Raw genomic sequence first — 26500 nt, forward strand, 5'->3', positions numbered from 1 at the left:
ATGGAAAAAACTTGTACAGAAGTATGGAAGAACTGTCTTCAAATTATTAAGGATAACATTCCGAGCCAAAGTTTCAAAACTTGGTTCGAGCCAATAACAGCCCTTAAATTGGAAGGTAAGGTTTTAACTATACAGGTGCCAAGTTTGTTCTTTTACGAATGGCTTGAAGAACATTATGTAGGCTTGCTGCGCAAGACTGTAAAAAAACAACTTGGAGAGGATGGCAGGTTGGAATATAACATCGTTGTAGATAAATCATCAAACAGCGGTAATCCTTATACTACCAATATGCCCTCAAATGGAAATGGAGCGGAGGCAAAGGTACAATCGATGCCGATTCCGGTTTCCATTAATAAGGATATTAAAAACCCTTTTATTATCCCTGGATTAAAAAAATTAAATGTTGATCCACAATTAAACTCTAACTATACTTTCGAAAATTATATTGAGGGAGATTGCAACCGCTTGGCACGTTCTGCAGGTTACGCTGTAGCTGCTAAACCAGGAGGTACATCTTTTAACCCTTTAATGATTTACGGTGGAGTAGGTTTGGGTAAAACACACCTGGCGCAGGCAATCGGTAACGAGATTAAACGCAGCATGCCAGATAAGTTGGTAATCTATGTAAGCTGTGAGAAGTTCTGCCAGCAGTTTGTAGATTCATTAAAAAACAACACCATTAACGATTTCGTTAACTTTTACCAGGCAATGGATGTGATCATTATGGATGATGTACACAACTTTGCAGGTAAGGAAAAAACACAGGATATTTTCTTCCATATTTTTAATCACCTACACCAATCAGGCAAACAGGTAATCTTAACATCTGATAAAGCACCTAAAGATTTAGCTGGTTTGGAAGAGCGTTTGTTAAGCCGTTTTAAATGGGGTTTATCTGCAGATCTACAGATTCCTGATCTGGAAACGCGTATAGCTATTTTAAGAAAGAAAATGTATGCTGATGGTATTGAGTTACCAGGCGAGGTGGTAGAATATGTGGCACACAACATTGATAACAATGTGCGTGAGTTAGAGGGGGCTATGGTATCTCTTTTGGCACAAGCCACTTTGAATAAAAAAGAAATCGATTTAGCGCTTGCTAAGCAAATGTTGAAGAACTTTATCAAAAATACTTCTAAAGAAATTTCAATGGAATATATTCAGAAATTGGTTTGTGAGTATTTCGAGGTTCCTGTTGATATGGTAAAATCGCAAACACGTAAACGCGAAATTGTTCAGGCACGCCAGATTTCGATGTACCTTTCTAAAAGCCATACTAAATCATCTTTGAAAACGATTGGTGCTTTCTTCGGCGGCCGCGATCACAGTACTGTAATTTATGCTTGCCAAACGGTAGAAGATTTAATTGATACTGATAAAAAGTTTAAGGCTTACGTACACGATATCCAAAAGAAATTAAAAATGAGCTAAACTAAGTTCAGGAACGGAAAGATAGAAGGGTTTAAATAAAATCTTTCGTTTATGTTCAAAAGTTTATGCGTTAACAATAAAGGCCAGGTATTTATCTGGCCTTTACTTTTTGCCCTCTATTAGTTTATAAAAATCTTCTTTGTACAGATCGCCAAAAGGAATAACAGCATCGCCAATGTATATCCTTGCTCTTTCGATACTATTTATCTTTTTTACCGCAACAATGAAAGATCTATGTACTCTGATAAATTGCTTTTTGGGGAGCTGTTCTTCAGTTTTCTTTATACTTTGAAGCGACAGGATTTTATCTGTTTTAGTCTGGATAGCTACATAATTTTGCATGCCTTCTACGAAAAGGATATCATCTGTATTTATCCTGACCAATTTATATTCAGTTTTTACAAAGATGAAGTCATTTTCGGATTCTGGAGGCTGATAAGTGATGCTTGCTTGCGCTGGTCCCGTTAAACTGAAATGGCGCACAACTTTTTGTACAGCTTTATAAAAGCGCTCAAAAGATACCGGCTTAAGGAGATAATCAACCGCATTGTTTTCGAACCCATCCAATGCGTATTCTGCATAAGCCGTAGTCAGGATAATCAGGCATTTTTCGTTCACAATTTTCATGAACTGTACACCGTTGAGCTGCGGCATCTGTATATCCAGAAAAACGAGTTCTACATCATTTTTCATCACATATTCTAAAGCTTCTAATGGGTTGGTACTGCTAAAAGCAAGCGTTAGGCCCGGAATTTTACTGATATAATCATTCAGGATATCGATAGCAAGCGGCTTATCATCCACAACTACACAACGGATCATATGTTTTCTATATTCAGGTGAACGGTAAAAGTATCATTTTCATCAATAATTTCGAGCTTATGCCGATCGGGGTAAATCAATGCCAACCTTCTCTGTACGTTGGTGAGCCCTATACCACCGGTTTTATCTTTATAATCCTTATTCTTTTTATTGAAAACTTCAAAATCAAAATCGCTTTCATTGATATAAAGTTTAATCCTTACCGGGTTTTTAGGGTCACTTACAATTCCGTGTTTAAAGGCATTCTCTATAAAATTGATCAATATCAGGGGTGCAATTTTCTTGTTTTTATAATCCCCATTAATTTCGAGATCGATATAGGCGCTACCTTTTTGCCCTATTTCGAATAATTCTACCACATTTTTCAGGTAGTTGATTTCCCTTTCAACCGAAGCAAACCTGTCGTTACTCTCTTTAAGCATGTACCTTAGCAGTTCCGATAATTTTAATACCGCTTCGGGTGCCATCTCTGCTTTTTGGTAGGTTAATGAATAAATATCGTTCAGGGTATTAAATAAAAAATGCGGGTTAATCTGCGATTTTAAGTAAGCCAATTCTGTTATGGCTTGTTCTTTCTCCAGTTCTTGTTGCTTTTTCTGTGTCTCAAAATATTCGCCAACATAACTTATAGCTATGCTGAAGAAAATGTATACATAGTTTTCGAACAGTAACGTTTGGAATGATAACCAAAAATTTAGCTTATCTATATATACATAAGAGTACCAACCGAATTTTTGCGGGAGCAGTGTTGCATATACATATTTATGGATGGGAGCCAGCAGGGAGAACAGAATAAAAAGTGCTACTATGTAAAGTATAATTTTTTTTGTCCTGACCAGTTTTGGTACCAATACTAAAAAATTGGCGTAGAAAATGCATACCGAAAAAAAAAGCACAATAAGCTTAACGCTTAAAGTTGATACAATGGTTGCAAAACTTAAATCGTTAAGATTGTAGGTTTGAAAACCAAATAAAAACTCTTTTAGCCATAAAATGAGCCAATAGCCAATGTGTAAGTATATGAAATACGCTTTCTTCATTTCCGAAATTTGCTAAAAATAATATAATCACCCTATAAGAACACTTTAAAAAGTATAAAACCCTGAATTTTATATACCAAAGTCAGAATTATCATGTCTTAACCTTTTTTGGACTAAAAAGGGTATTCAGCAATGAAATTTTAGGTTTGATCAATTACATCCTTTATTATCTTCTTTTCCTGTCAATTTTGGAGAAAATTAAATCATCAGGGAATGAGAAATCTATTTAAACTAAAATGCTGTTTTTATACCTTATTGCTAATGTGTGCTTTTTACCATGCTGGTGCACAACCCATAAATGAAACCGAGAAATATTTTCTCTTTTTTAAAACATGGAATTTCCTGAAATACTATCATCCACAATTTGCGAGTGGAAAAAAGGATGCAGATGCTGTTTTTATGAAAAATCTGGGCTTGTTGGATAATATTAGTAGTAAGGCTGAGTTGAATACATTTTTGAAGGGGATGATTACTGATCTGGGTAATGATAAAAAGGATCTGAAAGATACTAATCTACCTGTTTTGGAAGTTAATCCGTTACATAAATGGTACTTGAAGAATGCGCTGATCAATGCTGAACTGAAGAATGAACTATTAGGAATTTATACGCACCGCGATACCGTTGGGAAATATTATGTGCCAACCCTTAACTACACCTCAGAAATCCCCAATGAGCGGAAATACAAATTCCCGGATTCAATAAACCTGCCTCTGGGCATGAGGCTATTAGCGTTGGCCAGGCTACAGGGAGTAATCGATTATCTCTATCCACATAAAGGTTTAATGAATAAAGGCTGGGATCAAACAGTGAAGAATAATATCCTGCTGTTTAAAAACTGTGCTACCCGTATGGATTATGAAGTGCTGCTTCTTAAAATTGTGGCCAAACTAAACGATACTCATGCCTACAACCGCTTTTATAATGACCTAATTTATAAAAAGGAAATCTTTAAAAACAGTTATTATCCTCCTTTCGACTACCAGATTATCGACAACAAAATACTGGTTAAGGGAATTATTGTTCCAGATCTGTGTACAGCAGCAGGCATTAAGACTGGTGATTTAATCATGGCGGTTAATGGAGTAGCAGTAAGCAAACTGATCGACGGTCTCAAAGAACTGCTTTCTGCTTCGAACCGGAATACCCTGCTTTATAAATTGAACAATTACATAACCAATTTGATGTGGAGCGGTGATTCTTCGCGATTTCGTTTAACTATTTATTCATCGGGAAAGAAAAAAGTGCATTCGGTAGCTTTTGTAACCACAAAAAATGGTGTAGCTATTAAGGCGATCAACAGCTACATGAATTCCAAATTGAAGGTGGCGGAAAGTATTTTGCCATTTCGGGTGATGGATAATGAAATCGCTTATTTTAATATCGATAAAATACACGAGTTGTTAAATAATGTACATGACGATCATTTGGATGCAAAAATGGATTCTATTTTAAACTTAGCTGCAAAACAAAAAGGAATGATCTTCGATATGAGGGGATATCCACATTGGGGTGGTTTTGTTTTTCACTACATCTATAAAAAATTCTCAAAACAGAATAACCTTTTTGCGCAGTACTTTCAGGCTGATACCCAAAACCTTGGAAGCTTTACTGTTATCCGCAATACAATTACTTGCTATCCAGATAACGTAACTACAGATGGTTTCAGCTATAAAGGTAAAGTGTGCATTATAGTTAATGCGCAAACACAAAGTGCATCAGAATGGTACAGCATGAGTCTGCAACACATATTTCCTAACGCGACTACCATTGGCGAGCAATCGGCGGGAGCAGATGGCGATGAAAAACAGATTAACATTCCAGGAAATTACAATATCTATTTTACAGGTAATGCCATTTATTATCCGGATGGAACGCCTGCACAGGGAAAAGGAGTGAAGATCAATAAAATAATTAAACCAAAAATTGAAGATATTCTCTCAGATATGGATACGCAGCTCAAATTTGCTATTAAATCAGTTCAGTAACTTCTTAAAATATAATTATGAAAAAGATTTTTTTATCACTATTACTGTTGGTTGGCCTTAAAGTTAACGCAGTGGTACAGATTCAAAACAGAGACAGCATTAAAATTTACGTAGATAATGCGCTTCGGATTATAAAGAACAGATCCATAAATAGTGGCAAAATGGATTGGAATAAAATTGATCTTAAGGTTGCACAAAAGATTGGAAAGTTAAAATATATTAGGGAAACCTACCCCATTATAAATGACGTACTGGAAAAACTAGGCGATTCGCATTCCAGGTTTTTTCCGCCCGAAACTGTAGCATCTTATGTGAAAGGTTACCGTGCAACTGGAATACCCTTCCCTGAAATAAAGACGGCATTTTTAGCAAACCGCTATGCTTATATTGTTTTACCGGCATTTTATTGTTATAATATGGATGAGTGGAACGAATTTGTAAATAATTTTAGAGCAGAGCTGTCAAAACTTTCAGGTCAAAAACCTAAAGGATGGATATTGGATCTGCGGGATAACGAAGGCGGAATGTTTGCGCCAATGTATGCGGCAATTGCTCCATTGCTTGATCAATCTAACGTGATCGGCTGGATGGATAGAAATGGGAAAAACAATTTTTTTAATTTTAAAGCTGATAGGTTATTCGAAAACAAAAAAGCTGTTTATCTATTTAAACTAACTACCCATAAAATAAAAATCCAGAATCCTAATCTGGTGTTATTGATAAATGAAAGAACTGCCAGTAGCGCCGAATTTGCTGCTATATCTTTCGTAGGCCAGAAAAATGTTACCATAATTGGGAATAAAACGAATGGATTAACTTCGGCAAATCAGGAACATAAACTTAGTGATGGTGCATTTTTAGTGTTAACTGAAGGTGTTACCATCGACAGGAACTTAAAACAATACGTTAACGTCGGAGAAGGATTAGTAGGTGATATCAAAATTGGTCAGCTTACCGGAAACGAAGAAAACGATAAGAAATTATACCTCGAAAAAGCTTACGGAGTATTAGGTAGCAAAACCACTCACTAATAAAAAAGCTCCTTAATTTATTTGGGTTAAGGAGCTTTTCGTTTTGGCTAAGATAGGTTTAAATTTTTTCTAATTCAGCTAATCCATAGAGTAAAGCGGCAACATGTAATGCCTGGGCTATTTTATTTTCCTTAATCAGTTGCTTTACCTCCTCAACAGTATATTCTTCAACATTTAATATTTCATGCTCATCTAAATGCTGATCGTGCGTTTTAACACCGCCTGTTAAAAAGTAGGTAAAGGTTCTGTTATTGGAGGTTGCAGGATTAGGATAGAGCTCGGCAATAAGTTTGCAGGTTTTGAAACTGTAGCCTGTTTCTTCTAAAAGTTCACGTTTAACAGCAAATTCAGGTGCTTCATCGCCATCAATTACACCACCTGGAACTTCAAGTGAAACAATATCGGCCGCATGGCGGTACTGGCGTACCATAATTATTTTTCCTGCTTCTGTGAGCGCAATCGCATTAACCCAGTTCGGATACTCCAAAACATAATAATCGTCTTTTACAATACCATCGGGAAGTTTAACTTCATCTACCCGTAAGGTAGCCCACTTTTCTTTTACTAAATATTTAGAGGCAAGCTTTTGCCACTTCTCTATAATCATTATTTTATTTATTTTAATTGAATTACTCCAAACTGCAAACGCTTAACTAAGGTACTGCTGAATGGTTTTTTGACGGTGCAAGTTTACCAAATGTACAATCTTGTGTCGATCTGACAGGTATTGATAGACTAAATTCAGCTTTGGCGCAATCATTTGGTTTCTATCGGGGCTTGTACCTAATTCGTAGTATAAGAATTCGCTCAGAGAGTCGAGCTTTTCGGGAGGGAGGTTTCCTTCGGCTAACCAATTTTCAAAAACGGAAAGCGATTCATTTTCCAGAATTTCTTTTGGTAATTGAAAGCCGCCTTCCATAGTTTCGTCAAAAAGTTGATTGGCCTCGGCCAACTTGCCTTCTAACTTTAAGCCCATAATCCGAGCCAAAACCTGTGCAAGTTTCTGTATTTCTGCTGTAATTAAATCTCTTCTGTACATTATTGTTGTAATGTTTTAATCTGTTGGAAAGTTGTAACGTTCAAAAGGAGACAAATTCTAACTTAATGACCAATGACCAATGACCAATAACCAATTATGTTTACCAGCTTCCACTGCTTCCGCCACCGCCAAAGCTTCCTCCGCCAAAACCACCGAATCCACCGCCGCCTCCATCAGAAGAACCGCCTCCCCAGCCACCGCTGCTTCGGCCGCCACCACCGCTTCCAAAAAGCATAGCCCAGAACAAAGCGTTAGATGCACCCCGACCGCCAATTACTTCGCTGCCTCCCCCGCCGCCCTTCCTCATAATGATGAGGATGACGATTACAATAATGATAATAATCACAATGCTACCACCTCCGCCACCTTTCTTTGAAGAAGTTTTAGGGCTATCATTTTTATATTCACCTTTGGTATATTTTATAATCGAAGTAGTACCTTCATCTAAGCCTGCATAATAATTTCCTGCTCTAAAATTGGGTTTAATGTCGTTATCAATAATACGCTTGGCATAAATATCGGGTAGCGCACCTTCCAAGCCATAACCTGTTTGAATAGAAATTTTTCGATCGCCGACGGCTACAACGATCATAATACCGTTGTTTTTGCCACTTTGCCCAACTCCCCATTTTCGGCCCAGCTCAACGGCGTATTCGTTAATGTCATAATCGCCTACAGATTTTAATATCGCTATGGCAATCTGTGTTGATGACGAATCATTAAAAGACACTAATTTAGTTTCCAGTTGCTGTTTTTGATCGGTTGATAACACATTAGCGTAATCATTAACCAAAGTGTTAGGTTTCTCCGGAAAATCCTGTGCAAAGGCAAAAGTGAATAATAGACTCAGTAACGAGAAAAGGAATATTTTCTTCATCGCTTATTTCTGTTCTAGATTGTCCATAAAAACGATATCATTTGGCAATTCATTTATGTCGCCTTTTTGAGGAGGGAAGAACAAGGCAAGTTTTTCTCCGGCCAATGCTACGCCTGCAATAATGCCATCAGCTAAATTGCCTTTTGCAAAGTGTGCAGTCATCGCTATTTTAGCTGTTTCCCAAAAATTTTCAGGTACTACCTGGTTAATACCTACATCGCCAATAATGGCAAATTTATGATCGGCATGTGCCAGGTAAATCAGTACTCCGTTTCTTTTGGCTGTTTTGTCCATATCCAGCTTGGTAAAATACTCTATAGCTTTTTCGTATGGATCGCCTGCGCAATGTTTGTCAATAGCAATCCTAATTTCTCCAGAAGTTGCTCTTTCTGCATCGGAGATCGCGTTTGCTATTTTTTCTTGTTCAATATCTGAAAATAACGACATGTGCTTATTTTGTATGAAGTAAAAAGGGTAATAAATGTTTAGTTAATAAAACATTCACTACCCTCATATATTGTGTTGAGAATATTAAAATTCTACTTTAGGGGCATCTTTTGCAGTAGCATCGGCCTCGAAATACCCTTTAGGTTTAAAGCCGAACATGCCAGCTGTTAAATTGGTAGGGAAGGATCTGATTTTGCCATTATACTCTTGTACAGCATCGTTAAAATCTTTACGGGCAACGGTAATCCTATTTTCGGTGCTTTCTAACTGCGCCGATAAATCACTGAATTGCTGTGTAGCCCTTAATTCAGGGTAATTTTCGGTAATCGATAATAATTTACCCAAAGCCTGGCTCAGTTGACCTTGAGCAGCTTGATATTTCTGAATATTTTCTGGCGTTAATTCGTCTGCTTTAACTGTCATTTGCGTTGCTTTAGCACGTGCTTCTGTTACAGCAGTTAAAGTACCCTGCTCAAATTTCGCTGCACCTTTTACTGTTGCTACCAAGTTCGGAATTAAATCTGCTCTTCTTTGATATTGGGTTTGTACTGTTCCCCATTTCGATTTAACGTTCTCATCAAGTTTAACCATGCTATTGTATCCGCATGAACTTAAAGTGCTAACTGCAATAACTGCAGCAAGAATTCCAAATATTAATCTTTTCATTTTTATGGTTTTTTCTTTTTAATCAATTGAATTATGCTCAATTTACGAATTAGATATCAAATTGCATGCCTTTGTTACAGTTTCGGTATTTATCTGACAGGTTGACAAGCTTAGGGTAATGTTTAAACTGATGTTTTTGTTTTGAAGCGCAAGGTCATTCGCTTTTTTTAATGTTTGCTCCCGCTCTTCGCTCTACTTCGTGCCCGCTCCGATCGGGGCTAAAAACTTTGGACTGTGGCACAGAAAACCGGCATAGTAGCAACAAAGCCGCCATCTAAACCCGATCGAACGGATGCCCCCGATTAAGCACTGCTTTTTTATTATGCCATTGTGTGCTTGCTTGTTTCACAGGTTTTCATTGGGGCAGAAGGGAGAGCGGGACTTTAGTTTCCAATGAAACACTGCAATTGCTTTCCAAAAAATATAAAAGCATTACTTTAGTCTGCTAAAAGTTTTTATTCATATGCTGAAATCATCAAATATGCTATCAGATATTTATCTTTGTACTGTTCGGGATAAAAACCTGACATGATATGCAAAAAGACATCGAAATTACTTTGCTCCCTGATCAGGTTGAGCAGACTGAAGTTATTAAGCAGAAACTTGCTGAAGGGTTAAAACTTTCCGAAACAAGAATTAAAGGCTACGAAATCCTGAAAAGATCGATCGATGCTCGTTCCAGAAGGGTGATTTTTCGTTTACAGGTAAAAGTTTTTGTAGATGAAGAAGCCACTCCCGAAGTATACACCATTAATTATAAAAATGTAAGCGACGCGAAGCCTGTGATTATTATCGGGGCTGGCCCGGCGGGCTTGTTTGCAGCTTTGCAGTGTATAGAGAATGGATTAAAGCCCATTATTATCGAACGTGGTAAAGATGTAAAACAACGCCGGAGAGATTTGGCTGCCATAAATAAGCAAGGTTTAGTGAATACCGAATCTAATTATTGTTATGGTGAAGGTGGGGCAGGAACCTATTCAGATGGTAAACTGTATACCCGATCCAATAAACGGGGCGATATTAATAAAGTGCTCCAGGTTTTTATAAATCATGGGGCAGAAGCTGATATTGCTATTGATGCCCGTCCACATATAGGTACCAACAAACTTCCGCATATTATTACCTCCATAAAAGATACGATCCTGAATGCTGGTGGCGAGGTGATGTTCGATAGCCGGATGACTGATATTTTGATCGAATTCGGGAAAGTAAAAGGAATTGAGATCAATTTTGAAGAAAAGTTGTTCGCAGATGATATTATCCTGGCAACAGGTCATTCTGCAAGAGATGTGTACGAATTGTTGAACAGTAAAAATATCCTGATTGAGGCAAAGCCATTTGCCATAGGCGTACGGATTGAACATCCTCAGGAAATTATTGATTCAGCCCAATACCATTGCGATATTAGATCGGAATTTTTACCTCCCGCATACTACAGTTTGGTGGAGCAGGTTGGTACCCGTGGGGTCTTTTCTTTTTGCATGTGCCCTGGAGGCATTATTGCGCCTTGTTCTACAGGCGAAAATGAGATCGTGGTAAATGGTTGGTCGCCATCTAAACGGAATAATCCTTATGCCAATTCCGGAACGGTGGTTCAGGTTACCTTAAATGATGTTCAGGGGTACGATCCGCTTAGAATGTTGCATTTCCAATCGGAGATTGAAAAAATGGCTTTTGAGGCCGGTGGTGGGAATCTGGTAGCCCCGGCCCAGCGCATGGTTGATTTTGTGAACAATAAATTATCGATCGATCTACCGAAGAACTCCTATCTGCCGGGTACCAAAAGTTCGATGCTGGATAATATTTTGCCCGATTTTGTATCAGGTAGCTTACGCGCGGCGCTCCCCTTGTTTGGAAAAAAGATTAAAGGTTATTATACAAATGAAGCTATTTTGGTAGGGGTAGAGAGTAGAACATCATCACCGGTCAGAATTCCGAGAGATAAAGACACTTACCAGCACCCTCAGGTAAAAGGTTTGTATCCTTGCGCAGAAGGCGCAGGTTATGCTGGTGGAATTGTATCGGCAGCAATAGATGGAATTAACTGTGTAAATGCAATATTAAACGCATCTTAACAAACTTTATATTGCTCCAATTGTTGTTTTGGTATGTTTAATATCACGAACGAAATTAAAAAGGCATTTAATGGTGATGCCTGGCATGGTAACCATGTAATGCAAACTTTAAATAACGTTAATCCTGAAAGTGCGTTTAGCCATTTTGTGCCAGGGGCGCATTCTATTGCCGAAATTGCCCTGCATTTAACTGCTTGGACAGAAGAAGTTACCTCAAGACTGAGCGGAAAACCTGCTGCAGAACCCGCAATGGGCGATTGGCCAGTGCCAGAAAGTAGAACGCCTAAGGCGTGGGAGCGCATTATCTTTAATTTTAAGATTGCTAATGAAGAACTCATCCGCTTGTGCGAAAGCATAAAAAATAACCAATGGAATGATGAAGTAAAGAGTGAGCGGAACCCGGCGTTGGTAACAGGCGTAACCAATGCAGAGCTTTTAAGTGGTTTAGCGCAGCACCATGCCTACCATTCTGGTCAAATTGCTTTGCTTTCTAAGTTTTAATAGTTAATCTGTAGTCAATAAATCTTTGGAATCACCTTTATGAAGAAGACACTTATTATCGGCGCATCGCCAAACCCGTCCAGATATGCTTATAAAGCAGCCAATATGCTCAGGCGCTTCAACCATGAAATTGTTAACGTGGGCATAAAAAAAGGAGAGGTTGCAGGCGTAGAAATTGAAAAACCCGATCAGATCCATACCGATATAGATACCATAACTTTATATATTGGCCCAGCTCTACAAGCGCAATATCATGATTACATCCTGGCAACAAAACCCAAACGGGTAATTTTCAATCCAGGAACTGAAAATTATGAGCTGGAAAAATTATTGGATCAGCACAATATCGAACCTGTTGAAGCCTGTACTTTGGTCTTGTTAAGCACAGGTCAATATTAAAATCTATATACCACGCCCCAGTTTACATAGTCTGCCTGTGCAAAGTGCATATAGGTTTTTGCCTGTAAGCCAATGTGCGGCGTAATATTAAAAGTAGGGCCGAATGTCCAGTACCAGGTCGCTTTATCCATCAATCTGTTGTAGTGAATGTATTTCCCAATCTGAGCCGCAACGGTTACGCGCCATAAGTTGATATCAGCACCAATACTGATCCCGGTGCGCCATTTATCATAAGAAGTTCCGTAGTTTTGGAAAGTTCCCCCATAATTATCCGGGTCAAATACGGTATAATAATAAACAGCATCCGCACCGGCCTTAAGCGACATTACATCATTCAGGTAAAAATTGTAACCTGCGTATAACCCAGTTTTGTATAAACTTTTTGTTCTATCGCCAAATATGCCCCTTGCGCCTAAACCCGCACTAAGCTCAATCGAATTACGTTGTAAAGTAGTGTAGGTGCTTTTCCGCTCAGCAGTTAATGTTTTTGGGTTGTTTAGTTTAAGTCCGATGTAAATATTTCCGGTGTTCAAACCTCCATTTGGAACAGTTGCCCCTCCATTTGATACATGTAGAAAGCCTAAACCTACCAGTAGATCGGTGTATTTGCCCATTGGTAGCTCCATTCCTAAATCTGCTTTAATGGTTTCATTAATCGGGCTTCCCAAAAATCGGTTTTTGGTATTATTAAAGTAATACTTGTTCGTGTAGCCCAAGCCAACGCCTGGCGTAAAATTAAATTTAGCTTTTCCAACTTTGAATAACTGAAAATCCATCTGTGCCACTAAGCCATATATCTGCCCAAAAGCATTGGACGAAGTATCTTTTGAACCTTTCAGCTTGCTCAGATCTCTAAAAACAAATCCGATCCCATAAGATTTGGCACCCCCAAATCCAATCCATTTATCGCTGTTCTGGCTGATGTCTTTAAAATATGCCGCGTCAAATCCGGTAATCTGATCCTGAAACAGATGACCCTGGTCATTATTTACATGTGTACCAAATATGGGTTTAATAATAATCGAGTGATTTTCGGGCGCAATTTGAGCCTTAGCAAATGCGCAGCCCGTAATAACGAAAATAAAAGAGAGTAGTTGTTTTTTCATTAGCTTTTACTAAAACGGTAAGCAAGACTATAAAAGGCATAACGGTAGCCCGTGGCACTGTTTTTAACTTCGTTCGAAGTAAAAGTAGCGGTATAATTGGCTGTCCAGCGTGCAATGGCGAAGGTTAAACCTACCTGTGTGGTAAAAACAACAGGTTTGGGTTTAAAGGTGATCGGCCCTTTATCATTCAAAAATAATCCGCCCTGCAAACTCGAATCGAAAGCAACAGCATGCAGCTGAGGGCTAACCGAAAGGAAAAGTTCATATTTGCGCTGCGCTTTGTTCGGATGGTTGTTGCTCACCAAGCTATTAAAAGCCGATGAACCATCCATGTCATTAAATCTACCCAAGCGGAACATTGCACCTAGATTTGCTTTTGTAATCACATTACCAACTGCTGCTGAAGTTGTTCCCGTAATATCGAATATTTTATTGTTTGTGCTCACTAAAAGCTTATTGTACTCTACCCCTAGGTTTAATGTTGGTTCGCTGTTTAAACCGTATTCCCATCCTTCAATCTGATTTTGACCTACCAGTTTATGAAATGCTTTTTGAAACTCTTCACCCAAAGCATCTTTTCCGGTAAGTCCAATCTGCGCAGAAACCTTAAGCATCTGTTTATTTGCGTAAAACCGACTATAATTTGCCTCGCCATAAAGGTATGCGGTAAAAGGGCGGTCGTGTAGGGCAGGGTTTGGTACAAAACTGTAATACGGATTGTATATTTTTTGGCCAAGCTCAAAACCAATGATCTCTTTGCTTCTGCCTTCTTTTAAATGCTCCCCATTCAGGGCATGCCTATATTTAATAAAAGCACCGTTTGTATAATAACGATCGCTGGTAATATCAATGTAAGCATCGTTCTCAGAGATTATAACAAGCTCGTTTTTATAATTTTGCGCATAACCGATTTCTGCTATGCCGATAAATAGCAGAGAAAGGTATAGTTTGAGCATCAGCTTCATTTATTTGGATGGTTTAATAAAGCCATAAAAGTATTAATTATTGTTCAAAATTTCGATAGGATAGTTGTTCGACTTATTTGCTTCTTATATATAAGGTTGGCCTATACTATATAGTATACATTCTTTTTTTTCAGCAAAGCAGGTTCAGTACTATGATATATGTTTGTTCCCGCTATCCGCTTCAAAGCCTTGGCTCGTTCCTCACCTTCGGGTTTTCCGCTGCTATCGGGTTTATTTTGCAGGGTCTTCCGAAGTTTTAAGGGCTGTGTGCAAGCGAAACTTCGGAAGTTTAGTGCGTTTATCCAGCAGATCCGTCATCCTGAACTTGTTTCAGGATCTTTTTATTAAACCGGATTCTGAACGTTATTAAAACCTGCAATATTTACAGGACAACATTAAACAGCTATTCTTCCAAAAAGTTTTGTCCTTAACAACATTTTTTCCTGTTGAAAACCATGGAGTTATCTCAATCCTTCGGTTAATCTGTTAAAAATCTTTGCAATAGTGTTAATTTTTCCTACTTTTGCATCCCGCTTCGGAGGAAGGGTTTTGTTGAAAGGACGGCACAGGGATAAGGAGAGCGGTATTTATTTTAAAATAAATATTGCGGATGAAGAAAAGATTGCTACCTTTGCAGCCCGGTTCGGAAGGACGGAAAGCTGGTCAACATCAGCGTATTGAAATAAGGGGACAGGAAGAAAAAGAAGACAAATAAAATAAAATTTATTTTATTTGGAAGTTAGAAAAAGATCCTTACCTTTGCACTCCCAACCGAAAGGAAAGGGAAAAACCGGAACGGCGGATGCCGGAAAGGTAACAGAAAAAAGATTGAGATAAACAGAAACACAGGAGGGACGAACAAGACTTTCCGTAACTGAAGTTTAACGATATATAACGATCGGCCGTGAGGTTTACCAGATCGATAAGTTCTTAAAAGAGATGTCAATGTAGCGTAGCGAGGTAATGGAGTACCGATCAAAGTACATGATTACGTAGCTTTATTTTAAAGGTGGTGTCTAACAGACAACATAACAAAAAAAGAAGACTATTTTTAACAATAGTTAAAACTGGTCAGCATCTTACAACACATTTTACAATGGAGAGTTTGATCCTGGCTCAGGATGAACGCTAGCGGCAGGCCTAATACATGCAAGTCGAACGATATCATCCAGCTTGCTGGATGAGAAAGTGGCGCACGGGTGCGTAACGCGTATGCAACCTACCTTCATCTGGGGGATAGCCCGGAGAAATCCGGATTAATACCGCATAAAATCACAGCACTGCATAGTGCAATGATCAAACATTTATGGGACGGAGATGGGCATGCGTGTCATTAGCTAGTTGGCGGGGTAACGGCCCACCAAGGCGACGATGACTAGGGGATCTGAGAGGATGGCCCCCCACACTGGTACTGAGACACGGACCAGACTCCTACGGGAGGCAGCAGTAAGGAATATTGGTCAATGGAGGCAACTCTGAACCAGCCATGCCGCGTGCAGGAAGACTGCCCTATGGGTTGTAAACTGCTTTTATCCGGGAATAAACCTATCTACGTGTAGATAGCTGAATGTACCGGAAGAATAAGGATCGGCTAACTCCGTGCCAGCAGCCGCGGTAATACGGAGGATCCAAGCGTTATCCGGATTTATTGGGTTTAAAGGGTGCGTAGGCGGCCTGTTAAGTCAGGGGTGAAAGACGGTAGCTCAACTATCGCAGTGCCCTTGATACTGATGGGCTTGAATGGACTAGAGGTAGGCGGAATGAGACAAGTAGCGGTGAAATGCATAGATATGTCTCAGAACACCGATTGCGAAGGCAGCTTACTATGGTCTTATTGACGCTGAGGCACGAAAGCGTGGGGATCAAACAGGATTAGATACCCTGGTAGTCCACGCCCTAAACGATGAACACTCGCTGTTGGCGATACACAGTCAGCGGCTAAGCGAAAGCGTTAAGTGTTCCACCTGGGGAGTACGCTCGCAAGAGTGAAACTCAAAGGAATTGACGGGGGCCCGCACAAGCGGAGGAGCATGTGGTTTAATTCGATGATACGCGAGGAACCTTACCCGGGCTTGAAAGTTAGTGAATCATTTAGAGATAAATGAGTGAGCAATCACACGAAACTAGGTGCTGCATGGCTGTCGTCAGCTCGTGCCGTGAGGTGTTGGGTTAAGTCCCGCAACGAGCGCAACCCCTATGTTTAGTTGCCAGCATGTAATGATGGGGACTCTAAACAGACTGCCTGTGCAAACAGAGAGGAAGGAGGGGACGACGTCAAGTCATCATGGCCCTTACGTCCGGGGCTACACACGTGCTACAATGGATGGTACAGAGGGCAGCTAGCCGGCAACGGTATGCGAATCTCACAAAGCCATTCACAGTTCGGATTGGGGTCTGCAACTCGACCCCATGAAGTTGGATTCGCTAGTAATCGCGTATCAGCAATGACGCGGTGAATACGTTCCCGGGCCTTGTACACACCGCCCGTCAAGCCATGGAAGTTGGGGGTACCTAAAGTATGTAACCGCAAGGAGCGTCCTAGGGTAAAACCGATAACTGGGGCTAAGTCGTAACAAGGTAGCCGTACCGGAAGGTGCGGCTGGAATACCTCCTTTCTGGAGTAGACTCACCTACTCGCCACGCAACATGATATTTCGAATAAGGTAAAAGGTGAAAGACCAAAGCTGAAATGCAGACAGTCCTGATGCCGGTTACTTTAAAAGACACAAGAGAAAAAAGAAACACCCAGAAGAAACGGTGTGCAATAGCCTAATGGCAACAGCATAACGGAGATCAGCTGAGGTTAGCAAAGGAAAGCGGTAGCGGTAAGATACTATATACTGCATACAGATGCTGCCGAAAAGCAAAGTCCCGTAGCTCAGCCTGGTTAGAGCACTACACTGATAATGTAGGGGTCTCCAGTTCAAATCTGGACGGGACTACACATTGAAGATCCTTTTGGGGGATTAGCTCAGCTGGCTAGAGCGCCTGCCTTGCACGCAGGAGGTCAACGGTTCGACTCCGTTATTCTCCACTTTTGAGCATAAAGCTTAAAGACCAAAGCTGAAAGCTTTCAAAAAACACGGCATTACAGAGATTACCGGGATCGGTGATATACATTGACATAAAGATTAAGAAGAAACGCCACGGGGCACAGATGTAACTAAGAAAACATCTGAAACGGTTCGAGACCGCAGTTTTTTACTAACTAGGATAAGCTAAAGGCTTAGGCCGGGGACAATGAAACCCCCAGCCTTTATACCCTCTACCTTAACCTTGGTAAAGTTCTTTGACATATTGGAAGAAGTTAAAAAAGAAGAGCAAACAACAATAGGCGACTGTTGTGTTTGTGCTCGCTTGAAGGAAGAGCAATCGACCAACAGGTATGAGACATCATGACAAGAGCAAAAAAAGCATACCATACGGCGCAAAAGGCGTATGAGTAGAAGAAAGTAATAAAGAGTACACGGGGGATGCCTTGGCTCTCAGAGGCGATGAAGGACGTGATAAGCTGCGATAAGCTTCGGGTATTTGCAAATAGGAACTGATCCGAAGATTTCCGAATGGGGCAACCCGGCTAGTTGAAGACTAGTCACATATAATGAGCAAACCTGCCGAACTGAAACATCTAAGTAAGCAGAGGAAGAGAAAATAACAATGATTTCCTAAGTAGTGGCGAGCGAAAGGGAAAGAGCCCAAACCTACCTTGTTACGGCAAAGTGGGGGTTGTAGGACTGCAACATGGCATCAGCAAACAGAAGTGGAATGGGATGGGAAGCCCAGCGATACACGGTGATAGCCCGGTACACGTATAGAATGCTGGCCTAGCAGTATCCTGAGTACCGCGAGGTCGGAGACGCCTTGTGGGAATCTGCCGGCACCATCCGGTAAGGCTAAATACTCCTGAGAGACCGATAGTGAACCAGTACCGTGAGGGAAAGGTGAAAAGAACCCCGAACAGGGGAGTGAAATAGAACCTGAAACCGTGTACTTACAAGCGGTCGGAGCATCCAAGTGGTGTGACGGCGTGCCTTTTGCATAATGAGCCTACGAGTTACTCCTCTCTGGCAAGGTTAAGTGCTTCAGGCACGGATCCGAAGCGAAAGCGAGTCTGAACAGGGCGTATAGTCAGAGGGGGTAGACGCGAAACCTTGTGATCTACCCATGGACAGGTTGAAGGTGCGGTAACACGTACTGGAGGACCGAACCGATAAACGTTGAAAAGTTTCCGGATGATCTGTGGGTAGGGGTGAAAGGCTAATCAAACTGGGAAATAGCTCGTACTCCCCGAAATGTTTTTAGGAACAGCGTGGACATTAAGTTTCATAGAGGTAGAGCTACTGATTGGGTGCGGGGGAGTCAAATCCTACCAAATCCAGACAAACTCCGAATGCTATGAAATATGGTCTGCAGTGAGGCGCGGGGTGCTAAGGTCACGCGCCGAGAGGGAAAGAACCCAGACCATCAGCTAAGGTCCCCAAGTTACAGTTAAGTTGAACTAACGAGGTCCGATTGCACAGACAGCTAGGATGTTGGCTTGGAAGCAGCCATTCATTTAAAGAGTGCGTAACAGCTCACTAGTCGAGCGATCGGGCATGGATAATAAACGGGCATTAAACTGTACACCGAAGCTATGGGATTGAAATATATCGGTAGGGGAGCATTCTAGCGGCAGCGAAGGTATCTGGTAATGGGTGCTGGAGCTTCTAGAAAAGCAAATGTAGGCATAAGTAACGATAAGGCGGGAGAGAAACCCGCCCACCGAAAGGATAAGGTTTCCTGATCAACGCTAATCGGATCAGGGTCAGTCGGGACCTAAGGAGAACCCGAAGGGGAAATTCGATGGACAACTGGTTAATATTCCAGTACTTTTTATAACTGCGATGTGGGGACGGAGTAGTGACACTGCCGCGATCTGACGGAATAGATCGTTAAAGACAGTAGGTATTAGAACGGTAGGCAAATCCGCCGATCTAGCTGAAAGTCGATAGTACCGCAAGCCTTCGGGTAAGCGGATAGCGCAGGTAATCAGACTTCCAAGAAAAACCGCTAAGCTTCAGGTTATAAAAACCCGTACCGCAAACCGACACAGGTATCCGGGAAGAGGATTCTAAGGTGCTCGAGTGAATCATGGCTAAGGAACTCGGCAAAATGGCCCTGTAACTTCGGGAGAAGGGGCGCTGGCAGCAATGTCAGCCGCAGTGAAAAGGCCCAGGCGACTGTTTAACAAAAACACATGGCTTTGCAAAATCGAAAGATGAGGTATAAGGCCTGACACCTGCCCGGTGCTGGAAGGTTAAGAGGGGATGTCATCCGCAAGGAGAAGCATTGAATCGAAGCCCCAGTAAACGGCGGCCGTAACTATAACGGTCCTAAGGTAGCGAAATTCCTTGTCGGGTAAGTTCCGACCTGCACGAATGGTGTAACGATCTGGGCGCTGTCTCAGCCATGAGCTCGGTGAAATTGTGGTCCCGGTGAAGACGCCGGGTACCCGCAACGGGACGGAAAGACCCCATGCACCTTCACTACAATTTAACATTGACATTGGATACAGGATGTGTAGGATAGGTGGGAGGCTTTGAAGCGGCGTCGCTAGGCGTCGTGGAGCCAACGTTGAAATACCACCCTTTCTGTATTCGGTGTCTAATCCCCTCATGGGGGAGACATTGTTTGATGGGTAGTTTGACTGGGGTGGTCGCCTCCAAAAAGGTAACGGAGGCTTTCAAAGGTAAGCTCAGTACGCTTGGTAACCGTACGCGGAGTGCAATAGCATAAGCTTGCTTGACTGTGAGACAGACAAGTCGATCAGGGTCGAAAGACGGATATAGTGATCCGGTGGTTCTGCATGGAAGGGCCATCGCTCAAAGGATAAAAGGTACGCTGGGGATAACAGGCTGATCTCCCCCAAGAGCTCATATCGACGGGGAGGTTTGGCACCTCGATGTCGGCTCGTCACATCCTGGGGCTGGAGAAGGTCCCAAGGGTTCGGCTGTTCGCCGATTAAAGTGGCACGCGAGCTGGGTTCAGAACGTCGCGAGACAGTTCGGTCCCTATCTGTTGTGGGCGTAGGAATTTTGAGTGGGGCTGACCTTAGTACGAGAGGACCGGGTTGGACCAGCCTCTAGTGAATCTGTTGTTCCGCCAGGGGCATTGCAGAGTAGCTACGCTGGGAATAGATAAGCGCTGAAAGCATCTAAGTGCGAAACTAGCCACGAGATGAGAATTCCATATAGGACCGTAGCAGACTACTACGTTGATAGGCTACAGATGTAAAGGTGGTGACACCACAGTCGAGTAGTACTAATCATCCGAAGCTTTCAAAGCAAACAGACTGTTGTTTGTTCTTCATAATAACTTCTTTCAATAATATGTCATTTAAGCTCGAGATAGCTTATCTAAAGAAATTCAGGTGCCTATATCGGTGGTGTCCACCTCTTCCCATTCCGAACAGAGAAGTTAAGCCCACCAGAGCCGATGGTACTGCGGTAACACGTGGGAGAGTAGGTCGGTGCCAGATCTTAAAAAGAAACCCTTTAACAGCAATGTTGAAGGGTTTTCTTCGTTTACGGCCATTCTGTTCTGTACAGCTCATTTTTTCCAACATTAATGTATGGAGATTAAGGAATTGTTTAAGCTTGTCTATTCTTAATGTCCTTAATTCCTTAGTGATAAATAGGGCATACAATGATTTTTTAACCATTAAGGAGTTAAGAAAAGTTAAGGGCCTGTTCCCGCAGATTACGCTGATCCCCGCTTGAGTTTACAATACTGGCCCATGTTCAATAGCCCTGATGGCAGCGAAAATCCTTTTTGGGTAAAGGTATATTGTTGATCAACTCGGATATCCAAAAAGATTGCAGTGGAGAGCAGGACCGAACCCAACCTATATGTTACTGCTATTGCGCTCCAAACCATCAAAATATTTAATCATCCGGATTAGGCTTAACAAACAGATTAAGCACAACATTAGAGTATGTTTCTCCACAATGAAGGACAGTTAAACAACTATTTAAGTTTACCATTCTTAATGTTATTAATTTCTTAGTGATAAAAGTACCTCGATTATTGAAGGATTAGTCTACTCTTAAAGTAGCTACTCTAAATTGATTATTGTACCCATGTTAAAAAATGTAAAATCTTTCAGCCTCAAGGTAATAAAACCGTATTATTGTAGTATTACGTACATATTATGATGATGAATGTGAACCTTAAGAAATTAACTTTTCTTGCTTTTATTTTGTGCTTAAATTTTGGTGTTTTTGCTCAGAGTAAGAATGTACAACTCCCTGCAAATTGGTTTAATCTCGATTTATTGGAAAACGGATATTTCGGTATCAGTACGGAGAAAGCTTATCGTGAACTTTTAAAAGATAAAAAGCCTAAAGAAAACATTATTGTAGCGGTAATTGATGGTGGAGTAGATATCAGTCACCCTGATTTGCAGCATGTTTTATGGACAAATAAAAAAGAAATCCCCGGAAATGGAATAGATGATGACGGTAACGGTTATGTTGACGATATCCATGGCTGGAATTTCATTGGTTCAAAAAAAGGTAACCTGGAGTTTGATAATTTGGAATTGGTGCGTTTATTAAGGATTTATACGCCTAAATATCAATCAACAACAAATTTGACACCTTTAGACAGTGCACAAAAGGAAGAATTTAAACTGTATAAGAAAATGGTTGGCGATTTCGGTAAGAAATACGAAGATGCCAGCAATACTTTTTCAGTTCTGATTGCCATTAACAAAGTTTTAGATTCTGTAGCCAAGATCAATAAAAAAGAAATCCCGACGATGGAGGATATTGACCAGTATAAAGCCGATGATGAAACCGAAGAGCAGGTAAAAACAATCATCAGAAAGGGTGCTAGAGAGGATGGTAGTTTCGAGAAATTTTATAAAAACATAAAAGAGGGCTACAAGCAATACGATGCGATGCTGAAGTACAACTTAAACCCTAAATATGATATGCGCGCAGAACTGGTTGGCGATGATTATAGCAATCCTTATCAGAAAGATTATGGGAACAATGATGTAAAAGGCCCAGATGCTTTTCATGGTACACATGTATCGGGAATTATTGGTGCAGATCGCACAAATTCAGCCGGTATTCTAGGTGTAGCCAATCATGTGAGTATTATGGCCATTAGGGTGGTACCCACAGGAGATGAACGTGATAAGGATGTAGCTAATGGCATCAGATACGCTGTAGATAATGGTGCTAAGGTAATCAACATGAGTTTTGGTAAAAGCTACAAATGGGATAAAAAAGCAGTAGACTCGGCAGTAAAATATGCAGAACTTAAAGGTGTATTATTGGTACACGCGGCCGGAAACGATAACCAAAATAATGATCTAGAAGAGAATTATCCTAATAAATTTTTTGATAGTAAAGAGGCCGAAGCTTATAAGGAAGCCAATAAAAAACCTAGTAAACTAGATTTTACCCCACCTAAGCCTATGTCGCAAAATAACGGAATGGGTATGAGGCCAGCTTATGACCGATCTACATTAGTAAAGCCTGCGCTAATCGACTCAGCAAAGTTTAATCTGCCTCATGCCAGTAACTGGATCGAAGTAGGTGCAAGTGCCTATAAAGATGATGATAACCTGAAAGCCGATTTTTCCAACTATGGCAAATATAATGTAGATGTTTTTGCCCCTGGATTTTTAATCAAATCAACCATTCCTGATAATAAATACGAAGAAGCTGATGGAACGAGTATGGCCTCGCCGGTTGTGGCTGGCTTGGCGGCGTTAATTTTAAGTTATTACCCAGATTTAAAACCAGCGCAGATAAGAGAGATTATTATGAAATCTGTTTCGAAAGTAGCACACAAGGTAAAATATAAAAATGAAAAGGGTGAGAATGTTAGAACGCCTTTTAGCGAAATATGTGTTAGCGGGGGTATTGTTAATGCCTACAATGCACTTAAATTGGCCGAAACGTATAAATAGTCTTCAGTTTACAATTGGCAGTTATCAGTTTGCAGAAATAGTACGGATAAACTCCTGAAAGGTCCCAAATGGATAATTTTTAGCCTTCATCCATGAAATAAGATTTTCCATACGGTTCACCATTTTAGTGCCTGTATTTTTTCTTACATAACCAGGGAAACCAAAGCGATCAAAATCTTCTAAATCAGTAAATTCCCAAGGGTGAAAATAAATATTCAGGTACTTATCTTTTTTATAGGTCCAGCTGGCTAATGTTTTGTAAAGCCTTAACGGCAGATTGTGGAAAGACAACCAAAACAGTGGGAATCTAATTAAGGGGCTTACAGACGCCGGAATCTGTATCACATTGTTTTTAATGAAGTGTGTTCTGGAAATGTTGAAATTGTTGTACCGCCCAGGCAAATAGGTTGGATTAATGGACGTGTTATAGGCATATCCGGCTTTTTCAATTTCCCTTTCGTCAACAGGCATCATTCTCGCCATGCGGTAACCCGTAATTTCTTTGCCTGAAAGTTCTTCTAATTTTAGTTTCGATTGGAGAAGATGCTCTGGTTTAAAATCAGAATGATAATAACCATGCGAGGCAAGTTCGTGTCCTGCTTCTGTAATCCTTTTAATCAGATCTGGAATATTTTCGGCAAAAGTAACCGTACAAAAAAAAGTAGCCTTCACCTCATATTTATCCAACATATCTAAAATGGCAATGGTACCAGCCCTCGAAATAGCAATCTGATCTTCGAATGAAATATCTTTTCCATATTCAAAAGGCATATCAAACTCTTCGATATCAAAACTTAACAGTACCATTTATTTTTGCTGAATATTGGTTGAACGGATAATGTAATTAGGACGGTTTTTAGATTGCATAAACATTTTACCTACATAAATGCCTATAATGCCCAAAATAATGAGCTGTAGACCTCCAAAAAAGACAATGGTCATAATAACCGAAGCCCAACCTGAAACTTCTACATGGTTTACAAATGCGTAAATAATATAGGGTATATATAACACAGAAGCGAAAGACAGAATAAACCCTAAATAAACTGCAGAGTACAGTGGTTTTATGCTAAAAGAGGTAACACCATGCAATGCCAGCCTTAACATCTTTTTAAAGGTATACTTGCTATTCCCTGAAAAACGTGCTGCCGGATTGTAACGAATGGCAAACTGCTTAAAACCAAGCCACTTAACCAAACCACGTAAAAAGGGCTCGTTTTCATGGAAATTCCTAAAAACGCTAACAACCTTTTGATCGAGTAAACGGAAATCGGCTGCGCCAGGTTCTAGATCAATATCTGATAACCAGTTTAAGGTTTTATAGAATAGATTTGAGGAACTTCTTTTTCCTTTTGATAAATTTTTATCTTCTTCCCTGATGGTATACACCACCTCGAAACCTTCCTGCCATTTCTGTAACATTTCCGGAATCAGTTCCGGAGGATGTTGCATATCGCAATCCATAGAAATTACACAATCGCCGAAAGCATGGTCCATACCTGCTTTAACCGCCAGTTGGTGGCCGAAGTTTTTAGAAAACTCGAGGAAAAATATATTACCTGCTGTTGAGGCATAATCCTTTATCTTTTCAAGCGTATGATCGGCACTTCCATCATCAACCAGGATAATTTCATAATCGTAATTGATGGTCGAAAAAACTTTTTTAATACTTTCGGCTATTACAAAAATATTATCGGCTTCGTTGTAAGCAGGTATTACTATAGAAACTAGTTTATTCATTTATCGGCAATCAGATAAGACTCAAAATCTTCTTTCATCATTTGATAAACTATGGTTAGCCAAATGATAACGCAAGGTAGGGCTTTAAGCGAATATAGACGAATAAATTCTTTAACCGGCCTTGGGAAAATATCGGTTGGCGATAGGCTGGTTAATATAAAAGCAAAAACAAACAAGGATATTATCCATCCTTTTTTAGGGTTTTGTTGTACCATAAACCAAATGGCAATACCTGCAAAAGCTATAATATAGGTTGGCGATTCAGAACCGCTACTAAATATAACCGTAAAAATAAGTGTAGATGCCAATAACATTAACCTAAAGCCGAGGTGTTTATATTGCTTAATCCGTAAATAGGGCAAACCAAATAATGCAAGACCAACCAATAAAAATGGCGCATTGGGAATGTTTATGTTACCTGTAGCCCGTCTTACAATACCCATCAAAGAAATATCCTGAAAAGAAGTTAATGATGCATTTAAATCATTCTTATGGGCAAGGGAATGGTACCAATCGCTATACGATTGAATGACAAATTCCGGAGATGAAATAACCATTGGCAAAGCAAATAATAAAGCAAAGGCAATAAAACAGCCTATGATAAATTTTAGCTTGTTCTTGCTAAAAAAGAAAAATGCCAGTCCAACAATTCCATATAGTTTAACCAAAGTACCAAAGGCGATAAAAAAAGCTGACTGTATCTCCTTCTTTTTAATAATATAAGAAAAACTGAGTAAAATAATCCCTGTTAGGGCAATATTAAACTGAAAACTAAAGAGTGCAGTTAAGGCTTCATGTGCACAGATCCAGGCAATAATAGTGCGTTTTTTTAATGATATAGGGAGACTGTAAATTCCCCAGAGCAAAATCAATACATTGGCTATATTCCAAAGGATACAACCTAAACCATCGGGTAATAGTGCAAATGGCGCAATAAAAACCGAAAACACGGGGCCATAATGGTTACTATCTCGGTATTCAGGATAGTTATTGTATAAATTTTGCAGATCTATAGTATGCCAATATACATATTTGAAAATCAGATAGTTGTTGTAAGAATGATGGTGGTACTGTTTATAGCCTGCTACAATAGCCAATAACAGATAAATGGCAATTACGCATTCCTTTTTTAACAGAAATGAGAATAGTTTGTTAAGATTAGCGTTTTTTGAGTTATTCATTATGATTTAGTGCCGCAATATAACCATTTTAACAGTTTGCATAATCATCTACACTGTAGTGTGTCTTATTGTATTGGTTATTAAGTGGTTATGCATGCATATTTTTGGACAGGTACTGGATGGACTAAAATTATGAATTATGATGGAGAGCCGTTATAATTGCACACTAATTGGATATCTGGATATTTTCGATAACGTTAAGTTATTTTCTTTCATTTAATCCTAAATTAAT

Annotated in this window: 19 protein-coding genes, 2 tRNA genes and 3 rRNA genes; 12 read left to right on the top strand and 12 right to left on the bottom strand. The window is 40.1% G+C overall.

Translation table 11 applies throughout. From position 1 onward, the window contains the following. The gene (gene dnaA / locus ACN9MR_RS00005; RefSeq protein ID WP_029275646.1) at positions 1-1431 is read left to right on the top strand and encodes a chromosomal replication initiator protein DnaA; all 1431 of its coding nucleotides are present in this window, start codon (positions 1-3) and stop codon (positions 1429-1431) included. 102 nt (positions 1432-1533) lie between these two features. On the opposite strand, the gene ACN9MR_RS00010 is transcribed toward dnaA, so the two are convergent. Then, complete coding sequence (locus tag ACN9MR_RS00010; RefSeq protein ID WP_426327595.1) at positions 1534-2253, bottom strand: LytR/AlgR family response regulator transcription factor; 720 nt, start codon at positions 2251-2253, stop codon at positions 1534-1536. Further along, entirely contained in the window at positions 2250-3293 is a 1044-nt protein-coding gene (locus tag ACN9MR_RS00015) for a sensor histidine kinase (protein ID WP_426327596.1), read from the bottom strand. Before ACN9MR_RS00015 ends, ACN9MR_RS00010 begins: the two co-directional genes overlap by 4 nt. Positions 3294-3506: 213 nt before the next feature. Here ACN9MR_RS00015 and ACN9MR_RS00020 point away from each other — a divergent pair, with 213 nt between their 5' ends. Next, positions 3507-5279, top strand: a complete 1773-nt coding sequence (locus ACN9MR_RS00020) for a S41 family peptidase (protein ID WP_426327597.1) — start codon at positions 3507-3509, stop codon at positions 5277-5279. A 17-nt stretch (positions 5280-5296) separates the two neighbouring features. Then, entirely contained in the window at positions 5297-6310 is a 1014-nt protein-coding gene (locus ACN9MR_RS00025) for a S41 family peptidase (protein ID WP_426327598.1), read from the top strand. Positions 6311-6368: 58 nt separating this feature from the next. On the opposite strand, the gene ACN9MR_RS00030 is transcribed toward ACN9MR_RS00025, so the two are convergent. From ACN9MR_RS00030 to ACN9MR_RS00050, 5 genes are all read right to left on the bottom strand, one after another. Continuing rightward, positions 6369-6917 (bottom strand): NUDIX hydrolase, encoded by a 549-nt coding sequence (locus ACN9MR_RS00030; protein WP_426327599.1) that lies wholly within the window; start codon positions 6915-6917, stop codon positions 6369-6371. Between the two features lie 42 nt (positions 6918-6959). Next, complete coding sequence (locus ACN9MR_RS00035) at positions 6960-7349, bottom strand: hypothetical protein (RefSeq protein WP_426327600.1); 390 nt, start codon at positions 7347-7349, stop codon at positions 6960-6962. A gap of 100 nt (positions 7350-7449) precedes the next feature. Continuing rightward, entirely contained in the window at positions 7450-8226 is a 777-nt protein-coding gene (locus ACN9MR_RS00040; RefSeq protein ID WP_426327601.1) for a TPM domain-containing protein, read from the bottom strand. A 3-nt stretch (positions 8227-8229) separates the two neighbouring features. After that, the gene (locus ACN9MR_RS00045; RefSeq protein ID WP_029275650.1) at positions 8230-8673 is read right to left on the bottom strand and encodes a TPM domain-containing protein; all 444 of its coding nucleotides are present in this window, start codon (positions 8671-8673) and stop codon (positions 8230-8232) included. A gap of 84 nt (positions 8674-8757) precedes the next feature. Next, positions 8758-9339: a LemA family protein gene (locus ACN9MR_RS00050; RefSeq protein WP_039480897.1), complete on the bottom strand. Its 582-nt coding sequence runs from the start codon at positions 9337-9339 to the stop codon at positions 8758-8760. A 533-nt stretch (positions 9340-9872) separates the two neighbouring features. Here ACN9MR_RS00050 and ACN9MR_RS00055 point away from each other — a divergent pair. Genes ACN9MR_RS00055 through ACN9MR_RS00065 form a run of 3 tightly spaced genes read left to right on the top strand, consistent with a single transcriptional unit; the run spans position 9873 to position 12314 of the window. Beyond that, positions 9873-11414: an NAD(P)/FAD-dependent oxidoreductase gene (locus ACN9MR_RS00055; RefSeq protein ID WP_426327602.1), complete on the top strand. Its 1542-nt coding sequence runs from the start codon at positions 9873-9875 to the stop codon at positions 11412-11414. Positions 11415-11447: 33 nt separating this feature from the next. Next, on the top strand, positions 11448-11915 hold the full coding sequence (locus tag ACN9MR_RS00060) for a DinB family protein (RefSeq protein WP_426327603.1): 468 nt from the start codon (positions 11448-11450) through the stop codon (positions 11913-11915). Between the two features lie 39 nt (positions 11916-11954). Further along, on the top strand, positions 11955-12314 hold the full coding sequence (locus ACN9MR_RS00065) for a CoA-binding protein (protein ID WP_426327604.1): 360 nt from the start codon (positions 11955-11957) through the stop codon (positions 12312-12314). Here ACN9MR_RS00065 and ACN9MR_RS00070 read toward each other — a convergent pair. Together ACN9MR_RS00070 and ACN9MR_RS00075 are read right to left on the bottom strand one after the other, a co-directional pair. Beyond that, positions 12311-13420 carry an acyloxyacyl hydrolase gene (locus tag ACN9MR_RS00070; protein ID WP_426327605.1) on the bottom strand — a complete coding sequence of 370 codons (1110 nt, stop codon included), beginning with the start codon at positions 13418-13420 and terminating at the stop codon, positions 12311-12313. The genes ACN9MR_RS00065 and ACN9MR_RS00070 overlap by 4 nt on opposite strands. Then, a complete protein-coding gene (locus ACN9MR_RS00075) occupies positions 13420-14376 on the bottom strand; it encodes a lipid A deacylase LpxR family protein (RefSeq protein WP_426327606.1) in 957 nt (318 codons plus the stop codon). The genes ACN9MR_RS00070 and ACN9MR_RS00075 overlap by 1 nt, the downstream gene beginning before the upstream one ends. Before the next feature lie 1102 nt (positions 14377-15478). Here ACN9MR_RS00075 and ACN9MR_RS00080 point away from each other — a divergent pair. The 6 genes from ACN9MR_RS00080 (at position 15479) to ACN9MR_RS00105 (ending at position 23347) form a co-directional block, all read left to right on the top strand. After that, a 16S ribosomal RNA gene (locus ACN9MR_RS00080) occupies positions 15479-17000 on the top strand. A gap of 252 nt (positions 17001-17252) precedes the next feature. Next, positions 17253-17327: transfer RNA gene (locus tag ACN9MR_RS00085), tRNA-Ile, on the top strand. 18 nt (positions 17328-17345) lie between these two features. Next, a tRNA-Ala gene (locus tag ACN9MR_RS00090) sits at positions 17346-17419 on the top strand. 412 nt (positions 17420-17831) lie between these two features. Further along, a 23S ribosomal RNA gene (locus ACN9MR_RS00095) occupies positions 17832-20708 on the top strand. A gap of 82 nt (positions 20709-20790) precedes the next feature. Beyond that, a 5S ribosomal RNA gene (gene rrf / locus ACN9MR_RS00100) occupies positions 20791-20902 on the top strand. Together the 16S, 23S and 5S rRNA genes with 2 tRNA genes alongside form the textbook arrangement of a ribosomal RNA operon. A gap of 678 nt (positions 20903-21580) precedes the next feature. After that, positions 21581-23347, top strand: a complete 1767-nt coding sequence (locus ACN9MR_RS00105; protein WP_426330208.1) for a S8 family peptidase — start codon at positions 21581-21583, stop codon at positions 23345-23347. Between the two features lie 24 nt (positions 23348-23371). Here the strand turns inward: ACN9MR_RS00105 and ACN9MR_RS00110 are convergent, their stop codons facing one another. The 3 genes from ACN9MR_RS00110 to ACN9MR_RS00120 are packed head-to-tail and all read right to left on the bottom strand — an operon-like array spanning position 23372 to position 26268. Further along, on the bottom strand, positions 23372-24154 hold the full coding sequence (locus ACN9MR_RS00110; RefSeq protein ID WP_426327607.1) for a polysaccharide deacetylase family protein: 783 nt from the start codon (positions 24152-24154) through the stop codon (positions 23372-23374). Continuing rightward, positions 24155-25087, bottom strand: a complete 933-nt coding sequence (locus ACN9MR_RS00115; RefSeq protein ID WP_108199248.1) for a glycosyltransferase family 2 protein — start codon at positions 25085-25087, stop codon at positions 24155-24157. Next, positions 25084-26268 carry a glycosyltransferase family 87 protein gene (locus ACN9MR_RS00120; RefSeq protein WP_426327608.1) on the bottom strand — a complete coding sequence of 395 codons (1185 nt, stop codon included), beginning with the start codon at positions 26266-26268 and terminating at the stop codon, positions 25084-25086. Before ACN9MR_RS00120 ends, ACN9MR_RS00115 begins: the two co-directional genes overlap by 4 nt. Between the last annotated feature and the right edge of the window lie 232 nt (positions 26269-26500).

Origin of the sequence: Pedobacter sp. R-06, assembly GCF_049913135.1 — a bacterium.
In the GTDB taxonomy this organism is placed as follows: domain Bacteria; phylum Bacteroidota; class Bacteroidia; order Sphingobacteriales; family Sphingobacteriaceae; genus Pedobacter.

Coding starts and splice junctions, on each gene's coding strand:
- ACN9MR_RS00075 (WP_426327606.1), bottom strand. CDS start 14,376: ATGCTCAAACTATACCTTTCTCTGCTATTTATCGGCATAGCAGAAATC.
- ACN9MR_RS00045 (WP_029275650.1), bottom strand. CDS start 8,673: ATGTCGTTATTTTCAGATATTGAACAAGAAAAAATAGCAAACGCGATC.
- ACN9MR_RS00105 (WP_426330208.1), top strand. CDS start 21,581: ATGAATGTGAACCTTAAGAAATTAACTTTTCTTGCTTTTATTTTGTGC.
- ACN9MR_RS00060 (WP_426327603.1), top strand. CDS start 11,448: ATGTTTAATATCACGAACGAAATTAAAAAGGCATTTAATGGTGATGCC.
- ACN9MR_RS00020 (WP_426327597.1), top strand. CDS start 3,507: ATGAGAAATCTATTTAAACTAAAATGCTGTTTTTATACCTTATTGCTA.
- ACN9MR_RS00010 (WP_426327595.1), bottom strand. CDS start 2,253: ATGATCCGTTGTGTAGTTGTGGATGATAAGCCGCTTGCTATCGATATC.
- ACN9MR_RS00065 (WP_426327604.1), top strand. CDS start 11,955: ATGAAGAAGACACTTATTATCGGCGCATCGCCAAACCCGTCCAGATAT.
- ACN9MR_RS00110 (WP_426327607.1), bottom strand. CDS start 24,154: ATGGTACTGTTAAGTTTTGATATCGAAGAGTTTGATATGCCTTTTGAA.
- ACN9MR_RS00040 (WP_426327601.1), bottom strand. CDS start 8,226: ATGAAGAAAATATTCCTTTTCTCGTTACTGAGTCTATTATTCACTTTT.
- ACN9MR_RS00015 (WP_426327596.1), bottom strand. CDS start 3,293: ATGAAGAAAGCGTATTTCATATACTTACACATTGGCTATTGGCTCATT.
- ACN9MR_RS00115 (WP_108199248.1), bottom strand. CDS start 25,087: ATGAATAAACTAGTTTCTATAGTAATACCTGCTTACAACGAAGCCGAT.
- ACN9MR_RS00025 (WP_426327598.1), top strand. CDS start 5,297: ATGAAAAAGATTTTTTTATCACTATTACTGTTGGTTGGCCTTAAAGTT.
- ACN9MR_RS00055 (WP_426327602.1), top strand. CDS start 9,873: ATGCAAAAAGACATCGAAATTACTTTGCTCCCTGATCAGGTTGAGCAG.
- ACN9MR_RS00120 (WP_426327608.1), bottom strand. CDS start 26,268: ATGAATAACTCAAAAAACGCTAATCTTAACAAACTATTCTCATTTCTG.
- dnaA (WP_029275646.1), top strand. CDS start 1: ATGGAAAAAACTTGTACAGAAGTATGGAAGAACTGTCTTCAAATTATT.
- ACN9MR_RS00050 (WP_039480897.1), bottom strand. CDS start 9,339: ATGAAAAGATTAATATTTGGAATTCTTGCTGCAGTTATTGCAGTTAGC.
- ACN9MR_RS00030 (WP_426327599.1), bottom strand. CDS start 6,917: ATGATTATAGAGAAGTGGCAAAAGCTTGCCTCTAAATATTTAGTAAAA.
- ACN9MR_RS00035 (WP_426327600.1), bottom strand. CDS start 7,349: ATGTACAGAAGAGATTTAATTACAGCAGAAATACAGAAACTTGCACAG.
- ACN9MR_RS00070 (WP_426327605.1), bottom strand. CDS start 13,420: ATGAAAAAACAACTACTCTCTTTTATTTTCGTTATTACGGGCTGCGCA.